This is a genomic window from Leisingera sp. G5_S3_59_S7 (genome assembly GCF_054968485.1).
The window spans coordinates 1-18191 of sequence record NZ_JBQKUH010000031.1; the positions used below are offsets into that span (position 1 = coordinate 1).

Sequence of the window (18191 nt, forward strand, 5' to 3'; positions counted from 1 at the left end):
GCGCCGCCCTTAGACCAGACCGGCCTCTTCCAGCAGGTGCAGCACGTGGGTTTCCGGGCGCGGGCCGATGTGGCGGATCACCTCGCCCGCGCAGATGCAGCCCATCCGGGCGCAGATTTCCATGCTCCGGCCGGTGGCCATGCCGAACAGGAACCCGGCGGCAAACTGGTCGCCTGCGCCGGTGGCATCCACTGGCACAATCGTCTCGACCGGCACGTCGATGCGCACACCTTCGTTCAGCACCGTGACCCCGTCGCCGGAGCGGGTGCAGACCACCAGCGGGCAGATCGCCGCGGTTTTGGCCATTGCGTCTTCCAGGTCGCTGTTTTCGAACAGGGCGCAGATTTCGTCCTGGTTGCCGATTACGAAATCCAGCTCGTTGCCGATGAGGTTGAGGAAGTCGGCCCGGTGGCGTTCGACGCAGAACGGGTCGGAAATCGAGATGCCAACCTTGCCGCCGCCCTCGCGGCAGTCGCGGGCGGCCTCCAGAAAGGCGGTCTTGCCCTTGTCCTTGTCGAACAGGTAGCCCTCGAGGAACATGATCTGCGCGTTGCCGGCCACGTCCTGCGGCACGTCTGCCGAACTCACTTCTGAGGAAATACCCAGGTAAGTGTTCATCGACCGCTCCCCGTCGGGCGAGACAAAGATCATCGACCGTGAAGTCGGCAGCTCACCATCGGTGACCGGCGGGTTCACGAAGTCCACGCCCTCGTTGTTCATCGCATCTGCGTAGAACTTCCCAAGCGCATCGTCGCGGACCCGGCCAATAAATGCGGCGTCCAGCCCCAGCGCGCCGGCGCCCGCGATGGTGTTGGCCACCGAGCCGCCGGGGGTCAGCACCCGGTTGCCCATCGCTGCATAAAGATCCTCGCAGCGGTCGCGTTCGATCAGCTGCATGATGCCTTTTTCGATGCCCTGCTCGGCCAGGAAGCTGTCCTCGCACTGCGCAATCACGTCGACGACAGCGTTGCCGATACCGACGAGATGATAGGTTTTGGTCATGAACTGCCCTCCTCGGGGATGTTTGTGCCGGGTCCGGGGCCGGCGTGTCTGTTTCGATAATCGCTATGGCCGGGATCAATCAGGTGCCGGCCCGGCCGGGGAATGGCTGAGAGGCTGCGCCTCAAAGGTTCTTGTCCTCATACATGCAGAGGTCGCGGATGAGGCAGCTTCCGCACATCGGCTTGCGCGCCTTGCAGTGGTAGCGGCCGTGCAGGATCAGCCAATGATGGGCGTGCTGCTGGAAGTCCACGGGGATATTGTCCTCGATGGCGCGTTCCACGGCATCGACATCTTTGCCCGGGCAGATGCCGGAGCGGTTGCCGACCCGAAAGATATGAGTATCGACTGCCTGGGCCGGGTAATGCCACCACATATTCAGAACGACATTAGCGGTCTTGCGGCCGACGCCGGGCAGCGACTGCAGCGCGGCGCGGGAGTTGGGCACCTCGCCGCCGTAGTCTTCGACCAGGATCCGGGACAGCTTGATCACGTTCTTGGCCTTGTTGCGGTAAAGGCCGATGGTTTTGATATGCTCGATCAGGCGCTCCTCGCCCAGATCCAGCATTTTCTGCGGGGTGTCCGCGATCTTGAACAGCTCTTGGGTTGCCTTGTTCACGCCGGCATCGGTTGCCTGCGCAGAAAGCGCCACCGCCACCACCAGCGTGTAGGCGTTGACATGCTCCAGCTCGCCCTTGGGTTCCGGTTCAGCTGCCTGGAACCGCGTGAAGATCTCGCGGAGGGTATGATAATCGAGTTGCTTGGCCATCGCGCGCCATATGTACAGGTCAGACCTTAAAGCGCAATTTATTTTGCACCCCGCAACCCGGTTGCCGGGCGTTTCACGGTGGCGCTCCGGCCTGCCTGCCTGCGCAAAGCCGTTGCGCCGAACGTCATATTTCGCATGTTCCGGGTCGAATGGCGGGCCTGCGCGGGGTAACTTGGCTTGCAAGACAGCCGAAGGACACAGCGATGAATATCGAAGCACGGGAAAGCACGTATCACTACGGCGTCATGCGGCGGGCGATTGAGTTGATCGACGATGGCGGCGAGGATCTGACGCTGGAACAGCTGGCCGCCCGCATGGACATGAGCCCGGCGCATTTCCAGCGGCTGTTCTCGGCCTGGGTAGGCGTGTCGCCCAAGCGATACCAGCAGTATCTGCGGCTGGGCCACGCCAAGGCGCTGCTGCGCGACCGGTTCACCACACTGCAGGCTTCGCACGCGGTGGGGCTGTCGGGATCCGGGCGGCTGCACGACCTTTTCCTGCGCTGGGAGGCGATGAGCCCTGGCGAATATGCCCGCAAAGGTGACGGCCTGCGGATCTTCTGGGGATGGTTCGACAGCCCCTTTGGCCTGGCCCTGGTAATGGGCACCGAAAAGGGTATCTGCGGGCTGGCCTTTGCCGCCGAAACCGGGGCGGAGCCCGCCATGGCCGACATGCGCGCCCGCTGGCCGCAGGCGGAATTCGTCGAGGACCCAGCGGCCCTGCGACCGCTGGCAGAGGCGGCCTTTGCCCAGAAGGGTGAGACCGCGCTGCACATGATCGGCGCGCCGTTGCAGATCAAGGTTTGGGAGGCGCTGTTGCGCGTCCCCTCGGGCCATGTCACCACCTATTCCGAACTGGCCCAGGCGATCGGCTCTCCGCGCGCGGTTCGGGCTGTCGGCACCGCAGTGGGGCGCAACCCGGTCAGCTGGCTGATCCCCTGCCACCGTGCCCTGCGCAAGTCCGGGGCGCTGGGCGGCTACCACTGGGGCCTGCCGGTCAAACGCGCGATGCTCGCTTATGAGGCCGCCCGGGACGAGGAGAGTCCGGCGCAAGAAGTGCGCGCCGCCGGCTGAACAGGCGTTGCAGCAGCCCGGGGCGGGCGGGCCTGGACGCCTGTTGCGCCTCGTGACGGCTGCGCGCTGCTTCAAGCTCAATTTCATGCGTGGCCAATGGGCGGCGCTGGTTTTCCCAGCGGTCCAGTCCCAGGGTGATCAGCACGATCCAGTCATAACTCAGCATGGCGTTTCTCCTTCTTGAGGAGGCCAGAAAACCAGAGCACTGCTGACAGGCTGTTGTCAGTGGCATGTGTTAGGGTGTCAGCAGACTGTCACTGGAGACTGCCCATGCCCCGCACTGGCCGCCTGTTTGAAATCATCCAGATTCTGCGCACCGCCGCGGCCCCGGTGCGGGCAGAGGATCTTGCCGAGACGCTGGAGGTCAGCAAACGCACGATCTACCGCGATATCGCCGCACTTCAGGCGATGCGCACGCCGGTGGAGGGCGAGGCCGGGATCGGCTACATGCTGCGCAAGGGGTATGACCTGCCGCCGCTGAATTTCGACGAGGAGGAGCTGGAGGCGCTGCACGTCGGTTTGGCGATGCTGATGCGCACCGGCGACGGCGCCCTGCAGAAGGCGGCCGCGCGGGTAAGCCACAAGATCAAGGATGTGCATGCCACTGCCGACTGGCTGCAGGTAGCCCCCTGGGGGGCGCCGCTGGACGACCCGGAGCAGGGCTGCGTCTCCAAGGCGCTGCTGCGCCAGGCCGTGCGGGAAAGCCGCAAGCTGCAGCTTACCTATCTCAGCCCGGAGAGCGGCGAGAGCTGCCGCACCCTGCGGCCGCTGGCGCTGATCTATCATATCGACTGCACCATGCTGGCGGCGTGGTGCGAACTGCGCGGCGGGTTCCGCCACTTCCGCACTGACCGGATGCTTGCAGCGGACATGCTGGAGGACGGGTTCGCGCCAGAAGCCGGCGCCTTGCGCAAACTGTGGATGGAGCAGGAGGGCTGGGACTTTGCTTTTGCACCATAAAATGCGGTGTTTGCGCGGATTTTGCGCGGTATTTCGCCGAAACTGCAAGACCGTCTCTTGAGTAGGCGCGGTGCCGGCATGATATTCGAGCGGACCTCCGGGCTTCCCCGGACCTTAGAAAGCAGAAGGCAATTTGATGATGCAGATGAAACTCACCACGGCTGGTATTGTCGCCGCAGCACTGGGCCTGAGCGCCTGTACCGATCCCGCAACCGTCGGCACGCCGGGCAGCAACACCCAGAAGGGCGCAGTCCTGGGCGGCATCATCGGTGCGGGCGTCGGTGCGATCGCCAATGACTCCGACCGTGGCCTTGGGGCAGCAACCGGTGCTTTGGTTGGTGCAGCTGCCGGCAGTGTGATCGGCAACCAGCTGGACGCGCAGGAGCGCGAGCTGCGCCAGACCCTGGCCAATGACTCGATCACCATCGTCAACACCGGCGACCGCCTGATCCTGTCCTTCCCGAACGATCTGACCTTCGCCACCGACAGCGCCTCGGTTGCGCCGGCGGTGCAGGCCGACCTGCGCCGGGTGGCCGACAGTCTGGTGCGCTACCCCAACAGCACCATTCAGGTGATCGGCCACACCGACAGCGATGGCGATGCCGGATACAACCAGGGCCTCTCGGAGCGCCGCGCCAATGCGGTGGCCAGCCACATCCAAGCCGGCGGCGTGCCCTATCACCGGATGCGGATCATCGGCCGCGGCGAGTCGCAGCCGGTGGCGTCCAACCTGACGCCGGAGGGCAAGGCCCGCAACCGCCGCGTCGAAGTTGTGGTGATCCCGCAGGCAGCCTGATCCGGCACCTGCAGGCAAAATGTGCAGCCCGTCCCCCTGCGGGGCGGGCTGTTTTCGTGGGTGCGGCCAGGCCGGTTAATGTAACGCCGCACATTGCCTGCGCGGCGATTGCTGTTTTCTGCCGGGGGCCGCTTCATACATGATGGGCACAACAGAGACGCGAACAGAAGGAATCCCCCATGGCTGACCCCGTATTGCTCACCATTTCCGGATCGCTGCGCCGCGAGGCCACCAACCGCAAGCTGCTGGCGGAGGCAGTTCGAGTGTTCGGGCCCGCATCGGTGGTTGAGGCGGATCTGAACCTGCCGCTGTATGACGGCGACGCAGAGGCAGCGGACGGCATCCCACCCGCCGTGCAGAAGCTGGCGGATCAGATTGCAGCCGCGGACGCGGTGGCAATCTCCACCCCGGAATACAACAAGGGGCCGTCCGGTGTGCTGAAAAACGCGCTCGACTGGGTGAGCCGCACCGAGGGCAACCCCTGGGCAGACAAACCTGTTGCGGTGATGTCGGCCGCAGCCGGCCGGGCCGGCGGCGAGCAGGCGCAGGCGCTGCTGCGCGGTTTCCTGGTGCCGTTCCAGTCGCGGGTGCTGTCGGGTCCGGGGGTGCATTTGGCAGGCTCCAGCAAGGAGTTCGATGAAACCGGCCGGCTGACCAGCGCGCAATATGAGGCGACGCTGACCAAGCTGATGGAAAAGCTGCGGGCCGAACTGGTCCGCTGAGCTTGCCTCGAAGCGGGCTGCGGCTAAGGTGGCGGTATGACTAGCGAAACCGCCGCCGCTCCCGCGCGGAATCTGACCGACATGCTGGATCCGGCCCGGGCCGCCGCTTTTCAGGCTGCGCTGGGGCTGGCCCCGGACATAGCGGCAGGCAGCGAGTTGCCGCCGTTCTTTCACCAGCTCTACTTCTGGACACCGCTGCCGCCGGAGGGGCTGGGCCGCGATGGCCATCCCAAGGTGGGCGGTGCCGGGCTGATCCCGGACATGGGCCTGCCGCGCCGGATGTGGGCTGGCGGGCGGCTGCGGTTCGAGAAGCCCCTACTGGCCGGAATCGCGGCAGAGAAGTCCTCTGTGCTGGAAAAGGCGGAGCAAAAGGCGGGCCGCACCGGTCCCTTGGGGCTGGTGAGGCTGCGCCATGAGATCCGTCAGGAGGGAAGGCTCTGCCTCACAGAGTGGCATGACCTGGTTTACCGCGAAGACCCGGACGCCGCTGCACCGGAACCGGTGCCTCCAGTGGCGCGGACCGATGAGACGGAAGCGCGGGAGGTGCCGTTCAGCTCGACCCTGCTGTTCCGCTACTCGGCGCTGACCTTCAACGGGCACCGGATCCACTATGACCTGGATTACGCCCGTGATGTTGAGGGGTACGAAGGGCTGGTGGTGCACGGCCCCTTGCTGGCCCAGCACCTGATGCTGCTGGCGGAGGAGCTGATGGGGCCGCTCGCGGAGTTTTCCTTCCGGGCGTCCTCGCCGCTGATGCACTTCGAGAACGCAACGCTGTGCCGCAAGGGCCGGGACCTGTGGGTGCGCGGGCCGGACGGACGGCAGTGCATGAGCGCCGTGGCCGCGCCGATGGAGTGAATCAGGGGCTCCCGCGCCCCAAGCTGCCCTGGAAGGGCAGATTAGGGGCTTGGGCGTGGCGCCGCTGCGCGGCGCTTTTTTCTGCTGAGACGCGCTTGCGCGGCAATACTGTCTCTGAAGGCGCAATTTCAATTGTCAGAAACCCTTCCCCGCCTAAAGGGTATGCCGCGTGGCGGCTGGCGCCGCCCTTGACCCGTCAAACGGCGGAAGAGGTGCGGGGTCAGAGGTTGTCTTCGACCCGGAAGCCCTCGGGAATGCCGTCCTTCCCCTCCAGCAGCAGGTCCGCCATTACATGAGCCGCCTTGGGTGCCATTCCAAAGCCGATCTTGAAACCGCCATTGGCGATGTAATGGCCGTCGCGGCCAGGCCAGGCGCCGAGCATCGGGGCGCGGGACTTGGCGCGGGGGCGCACACCGGCCCAGCGTTCGATCACCTCGGCCCCGTGCAGCACCGGCACCGCGGCGCGGGCGCGCTCGATCACGTCGTCGAGCTGGGAGTCGGTGGCTTTGCCATCCTCGAACTCGCGCTCGGAGGTTGAGCCGATGGCAAGGGTGCCGTCCGCATGCGGGATGATGTGCAGGCCGTCGGCATAAAGCTGCGGCACCTCACCCTCGTGAAAGCGCAGCAGCGTGGCCTGGCCCTTGACGCCGCCGCCCATGGTTTTGCCGAAGGCCTCGTTCAGCTCCAGCAGGCCGGCATACCCCTTGGCGTGCACCACCTTGCCCTGATCCGGGGCTTCCTGTTGCACCTCTACCCCCATCACCGCCAGCGCAGAGACCAGCGCGGCGCAGGCGCGGCGGGGGTGCATGCGGGCGCTGAGGGTGTCGTGGACGACATAGCCGGTGGCACTGGGCGGCACCCAAGGGCCCAGGGACGCGGCCTCGCAGACGCGCCATTCGGCCTCGTCCTTCCAGAAATCGCGGGCGGTTTGTTCGCGCAGGCGGGCCAGTTCCAGCGTGCGTTCGTCGTTGATCGGCTGCAGCCGTCCGGTGCGGCCGTAGCCGGGGGAAACACCGCCGGTCGCCTCGACCTCCTCCCAGAAGCTTTCGGCCATCAGCAGGCTTTCCAGCTGGAACTGTTTCTTGGCATTCCAGTTTTCCGGCACATGCGGCGCCAGCGCGCCGACCAGCCCGCCGCTGGAGCCGGCGCCTGCTCCGTATGGATCCACTACCTGAACTTGCGCACCATGCCGGGCGCAGAGCCAGGCGATTGACAGGCCGAAGATGCCCGCCCCGCGCACCGTTACATCTGCCATTGCCATTTGGTATTCCTTTCGCCAGTGTCGCGCCGTTCCGGACAACCACTTAGGGGATTATAGCATGGCAGACCAGCAGGCCCGCCTCAGCTGGCGCGATGGCACTGTTCCGGTGTCGGATCAGTTCGATGATCCCTATTTCTCGATCCAGGACGGTCTGGCGGAGACGGAGCATGTGTTCCTGGCGGGCAACGATCTGCCCGGGCGATTTGAGCCGGGGTTCCGGATTGCCGAGCTGGGCTTCGGCACCGGCCTTAACATGCTGGCAGCCTGGCGCGCCTGGGAGGCAGCGGGGCAGGAGGGGGTGTTGCGGTTCACCAGTTTCGAAGCCTTCCCGATGGCGCCCGCAGACATGGGCAAGGCGCTGGAGACCTTTCCCGCCCTTGCGCCCTGGACGGAACGGTTCCTTGACAAATGGCAAGGGGCCGGAGCTTGCGACCTTGGCAGCCTGCAATTGGAGGTGGTTAAGGGCGACGCACGGATGTCGCTGGCGGAGTGGACAGGGCAGGCGGATGCCTGGTTTCTGGACGGGTTTTCGCCAGCCAAGAATCCCGAGTTGTGGGAGGAAGCCCTGATGGCCCAGGTGGCTGCGCATACTGCGCCGGGCGGAACGACCGCGACCTACACCGCGGCGGGCTTTGTGCGCCGCGGGCTGGAGGCGGCAGGATTCGACGTGACCCGCATTCCCGGCTACGGGCGCAAGCGGCATATGACAAAGGCGGTACTGCGATGAGCATGGTTCCACAGGCCAAAAGCCTGCCCCAGCCCCGGGTTCAGCAGAACAACGTGCCGCTGGGCATCCTGCTGATGATCAGCGCCACCATTGTCTTTGCCCTGCAGGACGGTATCTCGCGCCACCTGGCGGGCACCTACAACACCTACATGGTGGTGATGGTGCGCTACTGGTTTTTTGCCGCCTTTGTCGTGTTCCTTGCGGCACGGGCCAAAGGCGGGATCAAAGAGGCAGCCCGTACTGATCAGCTGAGGCTGCAAATCTTCCGCGGCGTGCTGCTGGTTGGGGAAATCTGCGTGGCGGTCTATGGGTTTACCGTGCTGGGCCTGATCGAGAGCCAGGCGGTGTTCATCTGCTATCCGCTGCTGGTGGCCGCGCTTAGCGGCCCGGTGCTGGGCGAGAGCGTCGGCTGGCGGCGCTGGGCGGCTATCGGAGTTGGCCTGATCGGTGTTCTGATCATCCTGCAACCGGGCATGGGTGTGTTCAACCCGGCGGCGGTGATCCCCTTCATCTCGGCGCTGATGTTTGCGGTCTACGGGCTGGTGACCCGCTATGCCGCGCGCAAGGACAGCACAGCCACCAGCTTCTTCTGGACCGGGGTTGCCGGCATGGTCTTCATGACTGCCATCGGCATCTGGTTCTGGGAGCCGATGACCCAGCAGGACTGGATCTGGATGGCTCTGCTTTGCGTTTCCGGCGTGACCGGACACTGGCTGCTGATCAAATGCTACGAGATGGCCGAGGCCAGCGCAGTGCAGCCCTTTGCCTATTTCCACCTGATCTGGGCGGCGATGCTGGGCATGGCGGTGTTCGGCGAGGTGATCCGCACCAATGTGGCCATCGGTGCGGGGGTTATCATCGCAGCAGGGCTGTTCACCCTATGGCGCGAACGCGTGAAGCGTTGAGCCCATGAGCTCCTTGGAAAAGGGCACCGGCAGCGGCTCCTTGCCAAGCCTGGCCCGGTAAACAGGCAAGCTTTCGGTGACCCGCATCACATAATTGCGGGTCTCGTTGAAGGGGATGTGCTCAATCCAGTCGACAATGTCCGGGTCGCCGTCGCGCGGGTCGCCATAGCGCTCCATCCAGGTCGCAGGGCGGTGCGGCCCGGCGTTGTAGCCCGCCGCCATCATCACCACGTTGCCGCGGAACTTGCCCGCCAGCCCGGCCAGGTAGTTCGCCCCCAGCTTGGCGTTGTAATCCCACTCCGCCGTCAGGCGGGAAGTCTTATGGCCTGCCAGGATGCCCAGCTCAGTCGCGACCAGCTTCGCGGTGGCCGGCATCACCTGCATAAGACCGCGCGCCCCGGCATGGCTGATCACTGCCGGATCGAATTCGCTTTCGCGCCGGGCGATGGCCAGGGTCATTTCCTCCGCCATCGGCAGCTGCCGCTTGGCAACTGGATGCAGCGGGTAATAGGCGCCCTCCAGCTCCACCCCGCTGCGGGCGGCGCGTTTGGAGATCATGACCGCCAGGTGCGGCTGGTTCAGCTCCACTGCCATCTGTCCCAGCTGGCGGGCCTGTACCGGCGGCAGGTCCTCGACGAGATGGGTCAGGAAGCGCTCGGCCAGCGCCAGATCGCCTGCTTTCAGCAGCAACAAACCGGCCTCGGCAACGGTGGACTTCATGAAATCCGCCGTCCGCCAGTCCGGCAGCGGTGCCGGTTTCACCAGAGCCGGGTCGAAGGGGCGGCCCAGTTGCTCGGCCGCCAGCAGCCCGTAGAAGGAGGTCTGGTATTCTGCGGCTGCCGCATAGGCCTCATGCGCCTTGTCGGCCTGACCCAGAGCAGCGTATGCACGGCCCAGCCAATAGCCGCCGCGGCCGATCGAGATCGGGGTTTCCACCGACGCCAGGAAGCGCTGAAAATGCACCGCGGCCAGTTCCGGGTCGCGCAGTTTTTGCAATGCGATGTAGCCAGCCAGCCATTCGCAATCGGAGTATCCATAGCCGTCCGCGGGGGTCGAGAAGTGGTAGGCGGCCAGCTGGTAAGCACGTTCATGTTCGCCGTCGCGCATCAGCTGCCGGGCCAGATCGCGGCGGCGGCGTAGCCATTTACCGGGTTCACCCAGGTTTTCGGCGCTGGTGCTGCGGTCCATCATCATCGCGATGGCGCCGTCCTGCAGCCGCTTGCGGTCACGCCAGGCAAAACGGTCGTAGGCAAGTCCCGCCGCCCCCTTCAGCCGGTCCGGAACCGCCTCGATCAGCGCGTCCACGCCCGGCGCGCGCTCCTGCAAGGCGATGCGCGCTTCGGCCAGCTTGCGCTCACCCTCGGGCACCAGCGGCAGCATCCGTTTGGCGCTGACCAGGTGGTTCTCCCACAACAGCCGATCCAGCCGCGCGGTGTGGTGCGGTTTCAGCAGCTTGGCGAAGTCGCGCATAAACAGCTTCTGGATGGCACTTCCCATTGCCATGGTACGCCAGGCTAGCACGATCTCCGCCTCGCCATCGCCGCGCTGCCCGCGGTCAATCAGAGCCTTGCCGAGGCTCAGCGCGCCTTCGGCGGTTTTGGGCCACTCATTTTCATAGAACACCAGAATGGTTTCGCGGCCGGTGGCGGCAATCACATCCTCGTTCTGGCGCCGCAGATAGGCCAGCCCCGGCCAGTCCGGGCGCCGCTGCAGAAACGCCATCACATCGCCTGCCGACCCCAGCCCGGCGCGCAGGCGGTGCCACTCGATTATATCGCGGGCAACAGTTTGCTGCGCCCCGGCCTCGCGAGCGGCCTTGTACCATTTCTCCGCCCGCATCAGCTCCAGCGCGGCGCCCAGATCGCGCGCCTGCGCCGGCGACCCGGGCAGGGCTGCGGATATCAGCAGAATAAGGGCCAGGATGCGTGTCATCTCTTGCATTTTCCAGCAGTCCGGGGATAGAGGCTTGAACGTTACTCATTGGCGTGCCGGTATCAACTCAAATCCCCGGCATTCCGTATCTTGACGGCGGCGGATTGCCGCCTGCACCTGCAGCAAAGGGAGCGTGCCCATGTTCAAAGGCTCTATGCCAGCACTCGTCACCCCGTTTTCGAACGGCGAGCTGGATCTGGATGCGCTCAAACGCTTGGTGGAATGGCAGATTGCCGAAGGCTCCAGCGCCCTGGTGCCGGTCGGCACCACCGGCGAAAGCCCGACGCTGACCCACGAGGAGCACGAGACCGTCATTGCCGAAGTGGTCAAGGCAGCGGCAGGCCAGGTGCCGGTGATCGCCGGGGCTGGCTCCAACAACACCGTCGAGATGATTCGATTTGTGGAATTTGCCGAAAAGGTCGGCGCCGATGCGGCCCTGGTTGTGACGCCGTATTACAATAAGCCGACCCAGCGCGGCATGGTGCAGCATTTCACTGCTGCGCATGACTGTGCCGGGATCCCGATCATCATCTACAACATCCCCGGCCGGTCGGTTGTCGACATGACACCTGCGACCATGGGCGAGCTGGCGAAGCTGCCGCGCATCGCGGGTGTGAAGGACGCAACCGGCGATCTGGCCCGCGTCAGCCAGCAGCGCGCGTCCTGCGGTGCGGACTTCATCCAGCTGTCCGGCGAGGATGCCACCGCACTGGGCTTCAACGCCCATGGCGGCGTCGGCTGCATCTCGGTGACCGCCAATGTTGCGCCGAAGCTTTGCGCCGAATTCCAGGCAGCCACCCTGGCAGGCGACTATGCCAAAGCACTGGAGTATCAGGACAAGCTGATGCCGTTGCATGAGGCGATCTTTATCGAGCCCGGCCTGGCCGGTGCCAAGTACGGCTTGTCCAAACTCGGCATGTGCAGCGAAGAGGTCCGCTCGCCGCTGACCACCCTGGAGGACAGCACCAAGGCAGCGATAGATGCGGCCATGGTCCACGCCGGCCTGCTCTGACACCGCATCCATTCTGACAATACCGGGCGGCCTCCTCACTTAGCGCCGCCCGCTTCCCTTCCAGGGTCCCCTGTTCATCTGGCTGAAAATATCCCGGGGTGAATTGCTCCTCCAGGGGCAAGAGGGGCTGGCCGCTCCTGCCTAAATCAGAGTGTCGGCCAGATGCCGCATCTTGTCCGGGTTGCGGATCACGTAGATGCGGGCAATCCGCCCATCTCGGACTTCCAGCGCCATGGCCTGGAGGATGCCGTCGGGTTCCCGGCTCAAGATGGCGGGCAGGCCGTTCAGCTGGCACAGCCGCCAGTGCTCCGGCAGAACGCGCCCGGCCTTGCGGGCCAGACCTTCGCACAGCCGCAGCACGCGCTCCAGCCCGTAAATCGGGTTCAGCGTGGCCATCGCCTTGCCGCCGCCGTCCGAGACCAGCTGCACATCCTGCGCCAGCATCTGCGTCAGCGCCGCGGTGTCGCCCGTTTTCGACGCGCGGAAAAACGCCTCGGCCAGATCCCGCCCCTCATCCGGGTCTACAGGCGCCTGCGGCCGCAGCTGCTGCACCTTGCGCCGGGCGCGTGCCGTCAGCTGGCGGCAGGCTGCGGAAGACCGGTTGAGCGCGGCGGAAACATCTGCATAGGAGTTGTCGAAGATGTCATGCAGCAAAAAGGCGGCGCGCTCCAGCGGCGACAGGGTCTCCAGCGCCAGCAGCAGCGCAACGGAGACGTCGTGGTCCAGATGCTCTGCCGGGTCATCGGTCAGCAAGGGTTCGGGCAGCCATTCGCCGGGATAGGTCTCGCGCCTGGCGCGGGCCGATTTCAGCTGGTCCAGACACAGCCGGGTGGTGATCCGCATCAGATAGCCGGTTGGGTCCTGCACCTCGGCTTGGGGTGCCGCCTGCCAGCGCAGGTAGGCGTCCTGCAGGATGTCCTCGGCGTCGCTGACGGTGCCCAGCATCCGGTAGGCGGCCGCGAAAAGTCGCGGCCGCGCGGTCAGGAACGCATCGGTTCCGTCATGTGGTGCAGGTGCAGTCACGCGGCGTTGGCCTCCTGCGCGGCAGGATGCGGGGTGCGGAAGCCGATTGCAATCCGGTTCCAGGCGTTGATGGCGCTGATCAGCAGCGTCAGCACCACCTGCTCGCGCGGGGAGAACAGCTGCGCAACGGCCTCGTAATCCGCGTCCGGCGCACCGCTGGTTTCCACCCGGGTCAGAGCCTCGGTCCAGGCGAGCGCGGCCCGCTCGCGGTTCGAGTAGAGGCTGGACTCGCGCCAGGCGTTCAGCAGCTGCATCCGGTCCTCGCTTTCACCATGGGCGCGCAGGTCCTGGCTGTGCATGTGGATGCAGAAGGCGCAGCCGTTGATCTGCGAGGCGCGCAGTTTCACCAGCTCCACCAGGCTGTGTTCCAGCCCGCTGTCCTTGAACAGTTTTTCCTGCTCCAGCATTGGCTGAAACAGGTCAGGCGCGGCGGCGAAATGGTCAAGGCGTTGGGTCATCAATCTGTTCCTTTCTGATGGCTTCAGGAACAGGACGAGGCAGCAGGGCGGTTTGTGACATGCTGCCGGAAAAAATGCTGAAAGAAACGCGGGACGCCGGGTGAAGGCGCCCCGGTTGCTGTCAGCGTTTGCCGTAGTAAAGCCCGACCACATGTTCGGCCTGGGCAAAGAACAGCCAGCGCGAGACGGCGACGCCTGCGAGATGGGAGAGCACCGCAAGGGCGGCAAGCAGATGTTTGATCGCAAAGCCCTGCACTGGCGTCAGGATCAAGAGCAGTGGCAGCGCAAAACCGAGGACAAAGGCAATGATCCGCAGCTTCTGCGCATGCTTGCGGCCCACCACATGCACAAACTCGCGCAACAGGTAGTTGGAGCCTGTGTGCGGCGGCTCAAAGGCCCGCACGGAGCCGCGATCCCCCAGGCCGGTCGCAGTGCCCAGATTGGTGCCGGAGTGTTCCAGCGCTTTGTCGCCCTTGGCCCAGTAGGCCAGTTGCACGGCGCCTGCGATGGCCAGCAGCCAAGGCGCCAAACCTTCGGCCCCGGCCAGCAGCGCGCCGCCGGCCAGGCTGAAGGTCAGGAACACCGCAGGCGTCAGCTCCATGTTCCAGCGCGGGATGGTCTTAAGCTGCGTGTAGATCATCGAGGTGGTGAAGACGGTGGCAAGGCTGAGTGCCGCTCCGAGCCAGCCCAAAAGCGTCCAGTGGCTGTCCAGAAACACCGCCCCCAGCGCGTAGAGCCCCATCACCAGCAGCGCAGCAACAGCGCAAATGCCTTCGCGGGACAGCCAGCTGGTTCTCCACTGGGTAAGGGCCCTCCAGGCGCGCTCGGGGCGGCCCAGGTGAAAGGTGGAGGCCAGCAGCCCGCCCACGGCCAGTGCATACGCGATGGCGTAGAACACGAAGGCGACGGCGCCGGTCGCCGCAGGCTGGCCGAGGCCGAGGAAAAACAACAGGCCAAAGCCCAGGCCAGACAGTGTGGTGAACAGGATAACGGATGGCGCGGGATGCATCAGTTCGTTCCCCCTGAAGATTGGCCCGGGAGTTTGTCGAGCGCCTTGTCCAGCCAACCGAGGAAGCCCTGCGGCTCTTCGGCAACCGGCGCGAGCAGCGGGGCGAGGATGTCGATCTGATCCTCGATCCGGTCCTTGGGCCGCGGCGGCAGGTATTTGTTCACCGGTTTGGTGCCCATTTCCGGCATCAGGTCCATGCCGCCACGCTCTGCCACCAGCTTGGAGACGTCGCTGTCCGGATCGCCCAGGTCGCCGAAGTGGCGCGCGCCTGCGGGGCAGGTCCGCACGCAGGAGGGGGTGCGGTCCGCCTCCGGCAGGTTCTCGTTATAGATCCTGTCAACGCAAAGGGTGCATTTCTTCATGACTCCCTCCGCCAGATCCAATTCCCGCGCGCCATAGGGGCAGGACCAAGCGCAGAGGCCGCAGCCGATGCAGTGGTCCTCGTTCACCAGCACAATACCGTCCTCGACACGCTTGTAGCTGGCACCAGTGGGGCAGACCGTGACGCAGGGAGCGTCCTCACAGTGCAGGCAGGACTTGGGAAAATGGATCAGCTGGGCGTGGCCCTGCTCTGGCTGCACTTCGTAAGAGTGCACCCGGTTCAGGAAAGTGCCCGAGGGATCGCTGCCGTAGGGGTCCTGATCGCTGAGGGGGGCGCCGTAGTTTTCGGTGTTCCAGCCCTTGCAGGAGATCACGCAGGCATGGCAGCCGACGCATGTGTCTAGGTCAATGACCAGTCCCATCTTACGCTCGGTCGTGGCGGGAAGTTCAGTCATACCGGGCACCTCCGTCGCTGGGTTGCGAACCAAGACTCTTCTGAAAAGTCTTGGCAAAATTTTGCGGAAAAATTTTGCACCGTCATTTGCCGACCTTCCATTTCAGTTCTTCCGGGCCGGTTCCAACTGGCGACTTCTGCGCCGGGAAGGCGGGCTGGCTTTCCTGCAGGCCGTCCGGGGCGGCGGCCTTTTCGATTTTGACCTTGAGGTCGAACCAGGCCGCTTGGCCGGTGATCGGGTCCGAGTTGGCCCATCGCATACCGTCGCCCTTGGGTGGCAGCAGCTCGTGGATCAGGTGATTGAGCAGGAAGCCCTTAGTGGCCTCCGGCGCGTCCTCTTCCAGCGCCCAGGCGCCCTTGCGCTTGCCGATGGCGTTCCAGGTCCAGACGGTGTTGTCGTTCAGTGCGGCCATCTCCATCACCGGCACGGTGATCTCGCCGTGCGGCGAGGAAACCTTGGCCCAGTCGCCGTCCTGCAGCCCGTGCTCGCGCATCAGTTTGGTCGGGACGTATAGCGGATTGCGGCCGTGCAGCTGGCGCAGCCAGGCGTTCTGTGTGCCCCAGGAGTGGTACATCGCCATCGGGCGCTGGGTCAGCGCGTTGACGGTAAAGCCCTCGTTGCCCTGCTGGTCGGTCTCGTACCAGATCGGCAGCGGGTCCATCACCGTCTTCAGCCGCTGGCGCAGATGATCCGGCGGCTGGCGCTCGCCGTGGCCTTCGGCGGCCAGCTGGAACTTGCGCATTGGCTCTACATAAAGCTGGAACAGGTAGGGCTGCGGGCTGTCATAAAGCCCGATGCCGACCGCCCAGTCCTGATAGGCCGCGTTCCAGGGCTTGTAGTAGTCCGCGCCTTCCGGGATATGCGCCACATAGAAGCCGCCGTTTTCGATATAGCGGTTCAGCTGGTCCGGGTTCACTTCGCCTCGGCCTTCCTTGTCGCCATCCTTACCGCGGAAACCGGCCAGCGGGCCGATGCCGGGCTTGCGCTCGTGGTTGACGATGTAGTCGGCGTAATCCTTCCACTTGGGGGTGCCGTCATCGTTGGTGAAGCCCGGCAGGCTCATCCGGTTGGCGAGTTCGATCAGCACAGACTGGAAGCCGCGCACTTCCCGGTCCGGCTCGATCACCGGCCACCGGATCGCATCGGCCGCCGCATCCGCTTCGCAGATGGGACGGTCCAGCAATGAAATGCAGTCGTGTCTCTCCAGATAGGTGGTGTCAGGCAGGATCAGATCCGCATAGGCCACCATTTCCGACGAATAGGCATCGGAGTAGATGATGTGCGGGATCATGTAGCCGCCGTCATCGTTGCGGGCGCTCAGCATCTCCATCACGCCCTTGGTATTCATCGAGGAGTTCCACGACATGTTGGCCATGTACATGAACAGCGTGTCGATCTTGTAGGGATCGCCCGCATGGGCGTTGGAGATCACCATGTGCATCAGCCCGTGGGCCGACATCGGGTTTTCCCATGTGAACGCCTTGTCGATGCGCTGCGGCTTGCCGTTTTCGTCCAGCAGCAGGTCGTCGGGGCCGCGCGGGAAGCCCAGGTGAGGGCCATCCAGCGGGCGTCCGGGGCGGCGGTCGCCGTGCGGGGTGGGGTGGGCCTCAACCGGTTTGGGATAGGGCGGTTTGAAGCGGAAACCGCCGGGCACCTCGACGGTGCCCAAGAGGATCTGCAGCACATGCAATGCGCGGCAGGTCTGGAAGCCGTTGGCATGCGCCGACACCCCGCGCATCGCGTGCATCGACACCGGGCGGCCGGTCATCTTTGTGTGTGTCTCGCCCCGGAAGTCGGTCCATTCAACGTCCAGCTCAAACGCCTCGTCAAAGGCGACGCGGGCCAGCTCGCCGGCAATGGCGCGGATGCGCTTGGCCGGGATGCCGCATTTCTCCGCAATCGCCTCCGGCGCGTAGTCCGGCGACAGGTAGCTTTCTGCCATCAGGTGGAAGACCGGGCGGTGGGTGACGCCATCGCGTTCGTGGACCGCGGTCAGGTCCGGGCGCACGCCGGGCTGGTCAAAGGGGGTGAGCTTGCCGGTGTTGCGGTCGATCACCAGCATCTTGCCGTCGTCATCGCGCAGGAACAGACCCTTCTCCGGACCTTCGGAGGCGTTGATCAGCACTGGCGCGTTGGTGTAGCGGCTGAGGTAATCGAGGTCGATCTTCCCCGCCTTCATCAGAACGTGGATCAGCGACAGGATGAACAGTCCGTCGGTGCCCGGGGTAATGCCGACCCAGTCGTCCGCCACCGCGTTATAGCCGGAGCGGATCGGGTTCACGCCGATCACCCGCGCACCGCGCTTCTTGATCTTGCCGATGCCCATCTTGATCGGGTTGGAGTCATGATCCTCGGCCACGCCGAACAGCATGAACAGCTTGGTGTGCTCCCAGTCGGGCTGGCCGAATTCCCAGAACGCGCCGCCCATGGTGTAGATGCCGGCGGTCGCCATGTTGACCGAGCAGAAGCCGCCGTGCGCCGCATAGTTCGGGGTGCCGAAATTCTGGGCCCAGAAGCTGGTGAAGCTTTGGCTCTGGTCACGTCCGGTGAAAAAGGCCAGTTTCTGCGGCGCGGTCTCGTGCAGCTCGTTCAGCCAGCCGACAGCGGTGCTGATCGCCTCGTCCCAGGAAATCTCCCGGAACTCTCCCGACCCGCGCGGCCCCACCCGTTTGAGCGGGGCGCGCAGCCGTGACGGCGCGTTTACCTGCATGATCCCCGCCGAACCCTTGGCGCACAACACACCCTTGTTCACCGGGTGGTCGCGGTTGCCCTCGATGTAGGCGACCTTGCCATCCTTCATGTGCACGTTGATGCCGCAGCGGCATGCGCACATGTAGCAGGTGGTTTTCCGCACCTCGTCGGATACAGGGGGGGACGTGTCCACCCGGGGTTGCTGGAATGTCATCTGGCC

At 65.0% G+C, this 18191-nt stretch carries 17 protein-coding genes; 8 read left to right on the plus strand and 9 right to left on the minus strand.

Features of this window, described 5'->3' with window-relative positions:
* Nucleotides 1-9 precede the first annotated feature (9 nt).
* Together ACTRWG_RS14130 and nth are read right to left on the minus strand one after the other, a co-directional pair.
* Nucleotides 10-1002 (minus strand): adenosine kinase, encoded by a 993-nt coding sequence (locus ACTRWG_RS14130; protein WP_027235395.1) that lies wholly within the window; start codon nucleotides 1000-1002, stop codon nucleotides 10-12.
* A 121-nt stretch (nucleotides 1003-1123) separates the two neighbouring features.
* The gene (gene nth, locus ACTRWG_RS14135; RefSeq protein ID WP_027235394.1) at nucleotides 1124-1768 is read right to left on the minus strand and encodes an endonuclease III; all 645 of its coding nucleotides are present in this window, start codon (nucleotides 1766-1768) and stop codon (nucleotides 1124-1126) included.
* A gap of 203 nt (nucleotides 1769-1971) precedes the next feature.
* Here nth and ACTRWG_RS14140 point away from each other — a divergent pair, with 203 nt between their 5' ends.
* The 5 genes from ACTRWG_RS14140 to ACTRWG_RS14160 all read left to right on the plus strand — a co-directional run bounded on the left by ACTRWG_RS14140 (nucleotide 1972) and on the right by ACTRWG_RS14160 (nucleotide 6177).
* Nucleotides 1972-2841 carry a methylated-DNA--[protein]-cysteine S-methyltransferase gene (locus tag ACTRWG_RS14140; protein WP_027235393.1) on the plus strand — a complete coding sequence of 290 codons (870 nt, stop codon included), beginning with the start codon at nucleotides 1972-1974 and terminating at the stop codon, nucleotides 2839-2841.
* A 270-nt stretch (nucleotides 2842-3111) separates the two neighbouring features.
* Nucleotides 3112-3801, plus strand: a complete 690-nt coding sequence (locus ACTRWG_RS14145) for a helix-turn-helix transcriptional regulator (protein WP_027235392.1) — start codon at nucleotides 3112-3114, stop codon at nucleotides 3799-3801.
* A 136-nt stretch (nucleotides 3802-3937) separates the two neighbouring features.
* Nucleotides 3938-4597, plus strand: coding sequence for an OmpA family protein (locus ACTRWG_RS14150; RefSeq protein WP_027235391.1), 660 nt, complete (start codon nucleotides 3938-3940; stop codon nucleotides 4595-4597).
* Between the two features lie 179 nt (nucleotides 4598-4776).
* A complete protein-coding gene (locus ACTRWG_RS14155) occupies nucleotides 4777-5319 on the plus strand; it encodes an NADPH-dependent FMN reductase (RefSeq protein ID WP_027235390.1) in 543 nt (180 codons plus the stop codon).
* 36 nt (nucleotides 5320-5355) lie between these two features.
* Complete coding sequence (locus tag ACTRWG_RS14160; protein ID WP_027235389.1) at nucleotides 5356-6177, plus strand: HTD2 family dehydratase; 822 nt, start codon at nucleotides 5356-5358, stop codon at nucleotides 6175-6177.
* Nucleotides 6178-6397: 220 nt separating this feature from the next.
* Here ACTRWG_RS14160 and ACTRWG_RS14165 read toward each other — a convergent pair whose 3' ends face one another.
* A complete protein-coding gene (locus ACTRWG_RS14165; RefSeq protein ID WP_027235388.1) occupies nucleotides 6398-7438 on the minus strand; it encodes an NAD(P)/FAD-dependent oxidoreductase in 1041 nt (346 codons plus the stop codon).
* 58 nt (nucleotides 7439-7496) lie between these two features.
* Here ACTRWG_RS14165 and mnmC2 point away from each other — a divergent pair, with 58 nt between their 5' ends.
* Together mnmC2 and ACTRWG_RS14175 are read left to right on the plus strand one after the other, a co-directional pair.
* Nucleotides 7497-8165 carry a tRNA (5-methylaminomethyl-2-thiouridine)(34)-methyltransferase MnmC2 gene (gene mnmC2 / locus ACTRWG_RS14170; protein ID WP_027235387.1) on the plus strand — a complete coding sequence of 223 codons (669 nt, stop codon included), beginning with the start codon at nucleotides 7497-7499 and terminating at the stop codon, nucleotides 8163-8165.
* Nucleotides 8162-9070: a DMT family transporter gene (locus ACTRWG_RS14175; protein ID WP_036797241.1), complete on the plus strand. Its 909-nt coding sequence runs from the start codon at nucleotides 8162-8164 to the stop codon at nucleotides 9068-9070. The genes mnmC2 and ACTRWG_RS14175 overlap by 4 nt, the downstream gene beginning before the upstream one ends.
* On the opposite strand, the gene ACTRWG_RS14180 is transcribed toward ACTRWG_RS14175, so the two are convergent.
* Nucleotides 9044-11002, minus strand: a complete 1959-nt coding sequence (locus ACTRWG_RS14180; RefSeq protein WP_462829478.1) for a lytic transglycosylase domain-containing protein — start codon at nucleotides 11000-11002, stop codon at nucleotides 9044-9046. The two genes, ACTRWG_RS14175 and ACTRWG_RS14180, sit on opposite strands and share 27 nt — an antisense overlap.
* Nucleotides 11003-11141: 139 nt before the next feature.
* On the opposite strand from ACTRWG_RS14180, the gene dapA reads away from it, so the two are divergent.
* Complete coding sequence (dapA, locus tag ACTRWG_RS14185; protein WP_462829479.1) at nucleotides 11142-12014, plus strand: 4-hydroxy-tetrahydrodipicolinate synthase; 873 nt, start codon at nucleotides 11142-11144, stop codon at nucleotides 12012-12014.
* Nucleotides 12015-12155: 141 nt separating this feature from the next.
* Here the strand turns inward: dapA and ACTRWG_RS14190 are convergent, their stop codons facing one another.
* From ACTRWG_RS14190 to ACTRWG_RS14210, 5 genes are all read right to left on the minus strand, one after another.
* Nucleotides 12156-13037, minus strand: coding sequence for a sigma-70 family RNA polymerase sigma factor (locus ACTRWG_RS14190; RefSeq protein WP_027235383.1), 882 nt, complete (start codon nucleotides 13035-13037; stop codon nucleotides 12156-12158).
* On the minus strand, nucleotides 13034-13495 hold the full coding sequence (locus tag ACTRWG_RS14195; protein WP_027235382.1) for a carboxymuconolactone decarboxylase family protein: 462 nt from the start codon (nucleotides 13493-13495) through the stop codon (nucleotides 13034-13036). The genes ACTRWG_RS14190 and ACTRWG_RS14195 overlap by 4 nt, the downstream gene beginning before the upstream one ends.
* Before the next feature lie 121 nt (nucleotides 13496-13616).
* Entirely contained in the window at nucleotides 13617-14504 is an 888-nt protein-coding gene (locus tag ACTRWG_RS14200; protein WP_027235381.1) for a dimethyl sulfoxide reductase anchor subunit family protein, read from the minus strand.
* Entirely contained in the window at nucleotides 14504-15280 is a 777-nt protein-coding gene (locus ACTRWG_RS14205; protein ID WP_027235380.1) for a 4Fe-4S dicluster domain-containing protein, read from the minus strand. The genes ACTRWG_RS14200 and ACTRWG_RS14205 overlap by 1 nt, the downstream gene beginning before the upstream one ends.
* Before the next feature lie 82 nt (nucleotides 15281-15362).
* A complete protein-coding gene (locus ACTRWG_RS14210) occupies nucleotides 15363-18185 on the minus strand; it encodes a molybdopterin oxidoreductase family protein (RefSeq protein WP_027235379.1) in 2823 nt (940 codons plus the stop codon).
* Nucleotides 18186-18191: the final 6 nt, after the last annotated feature.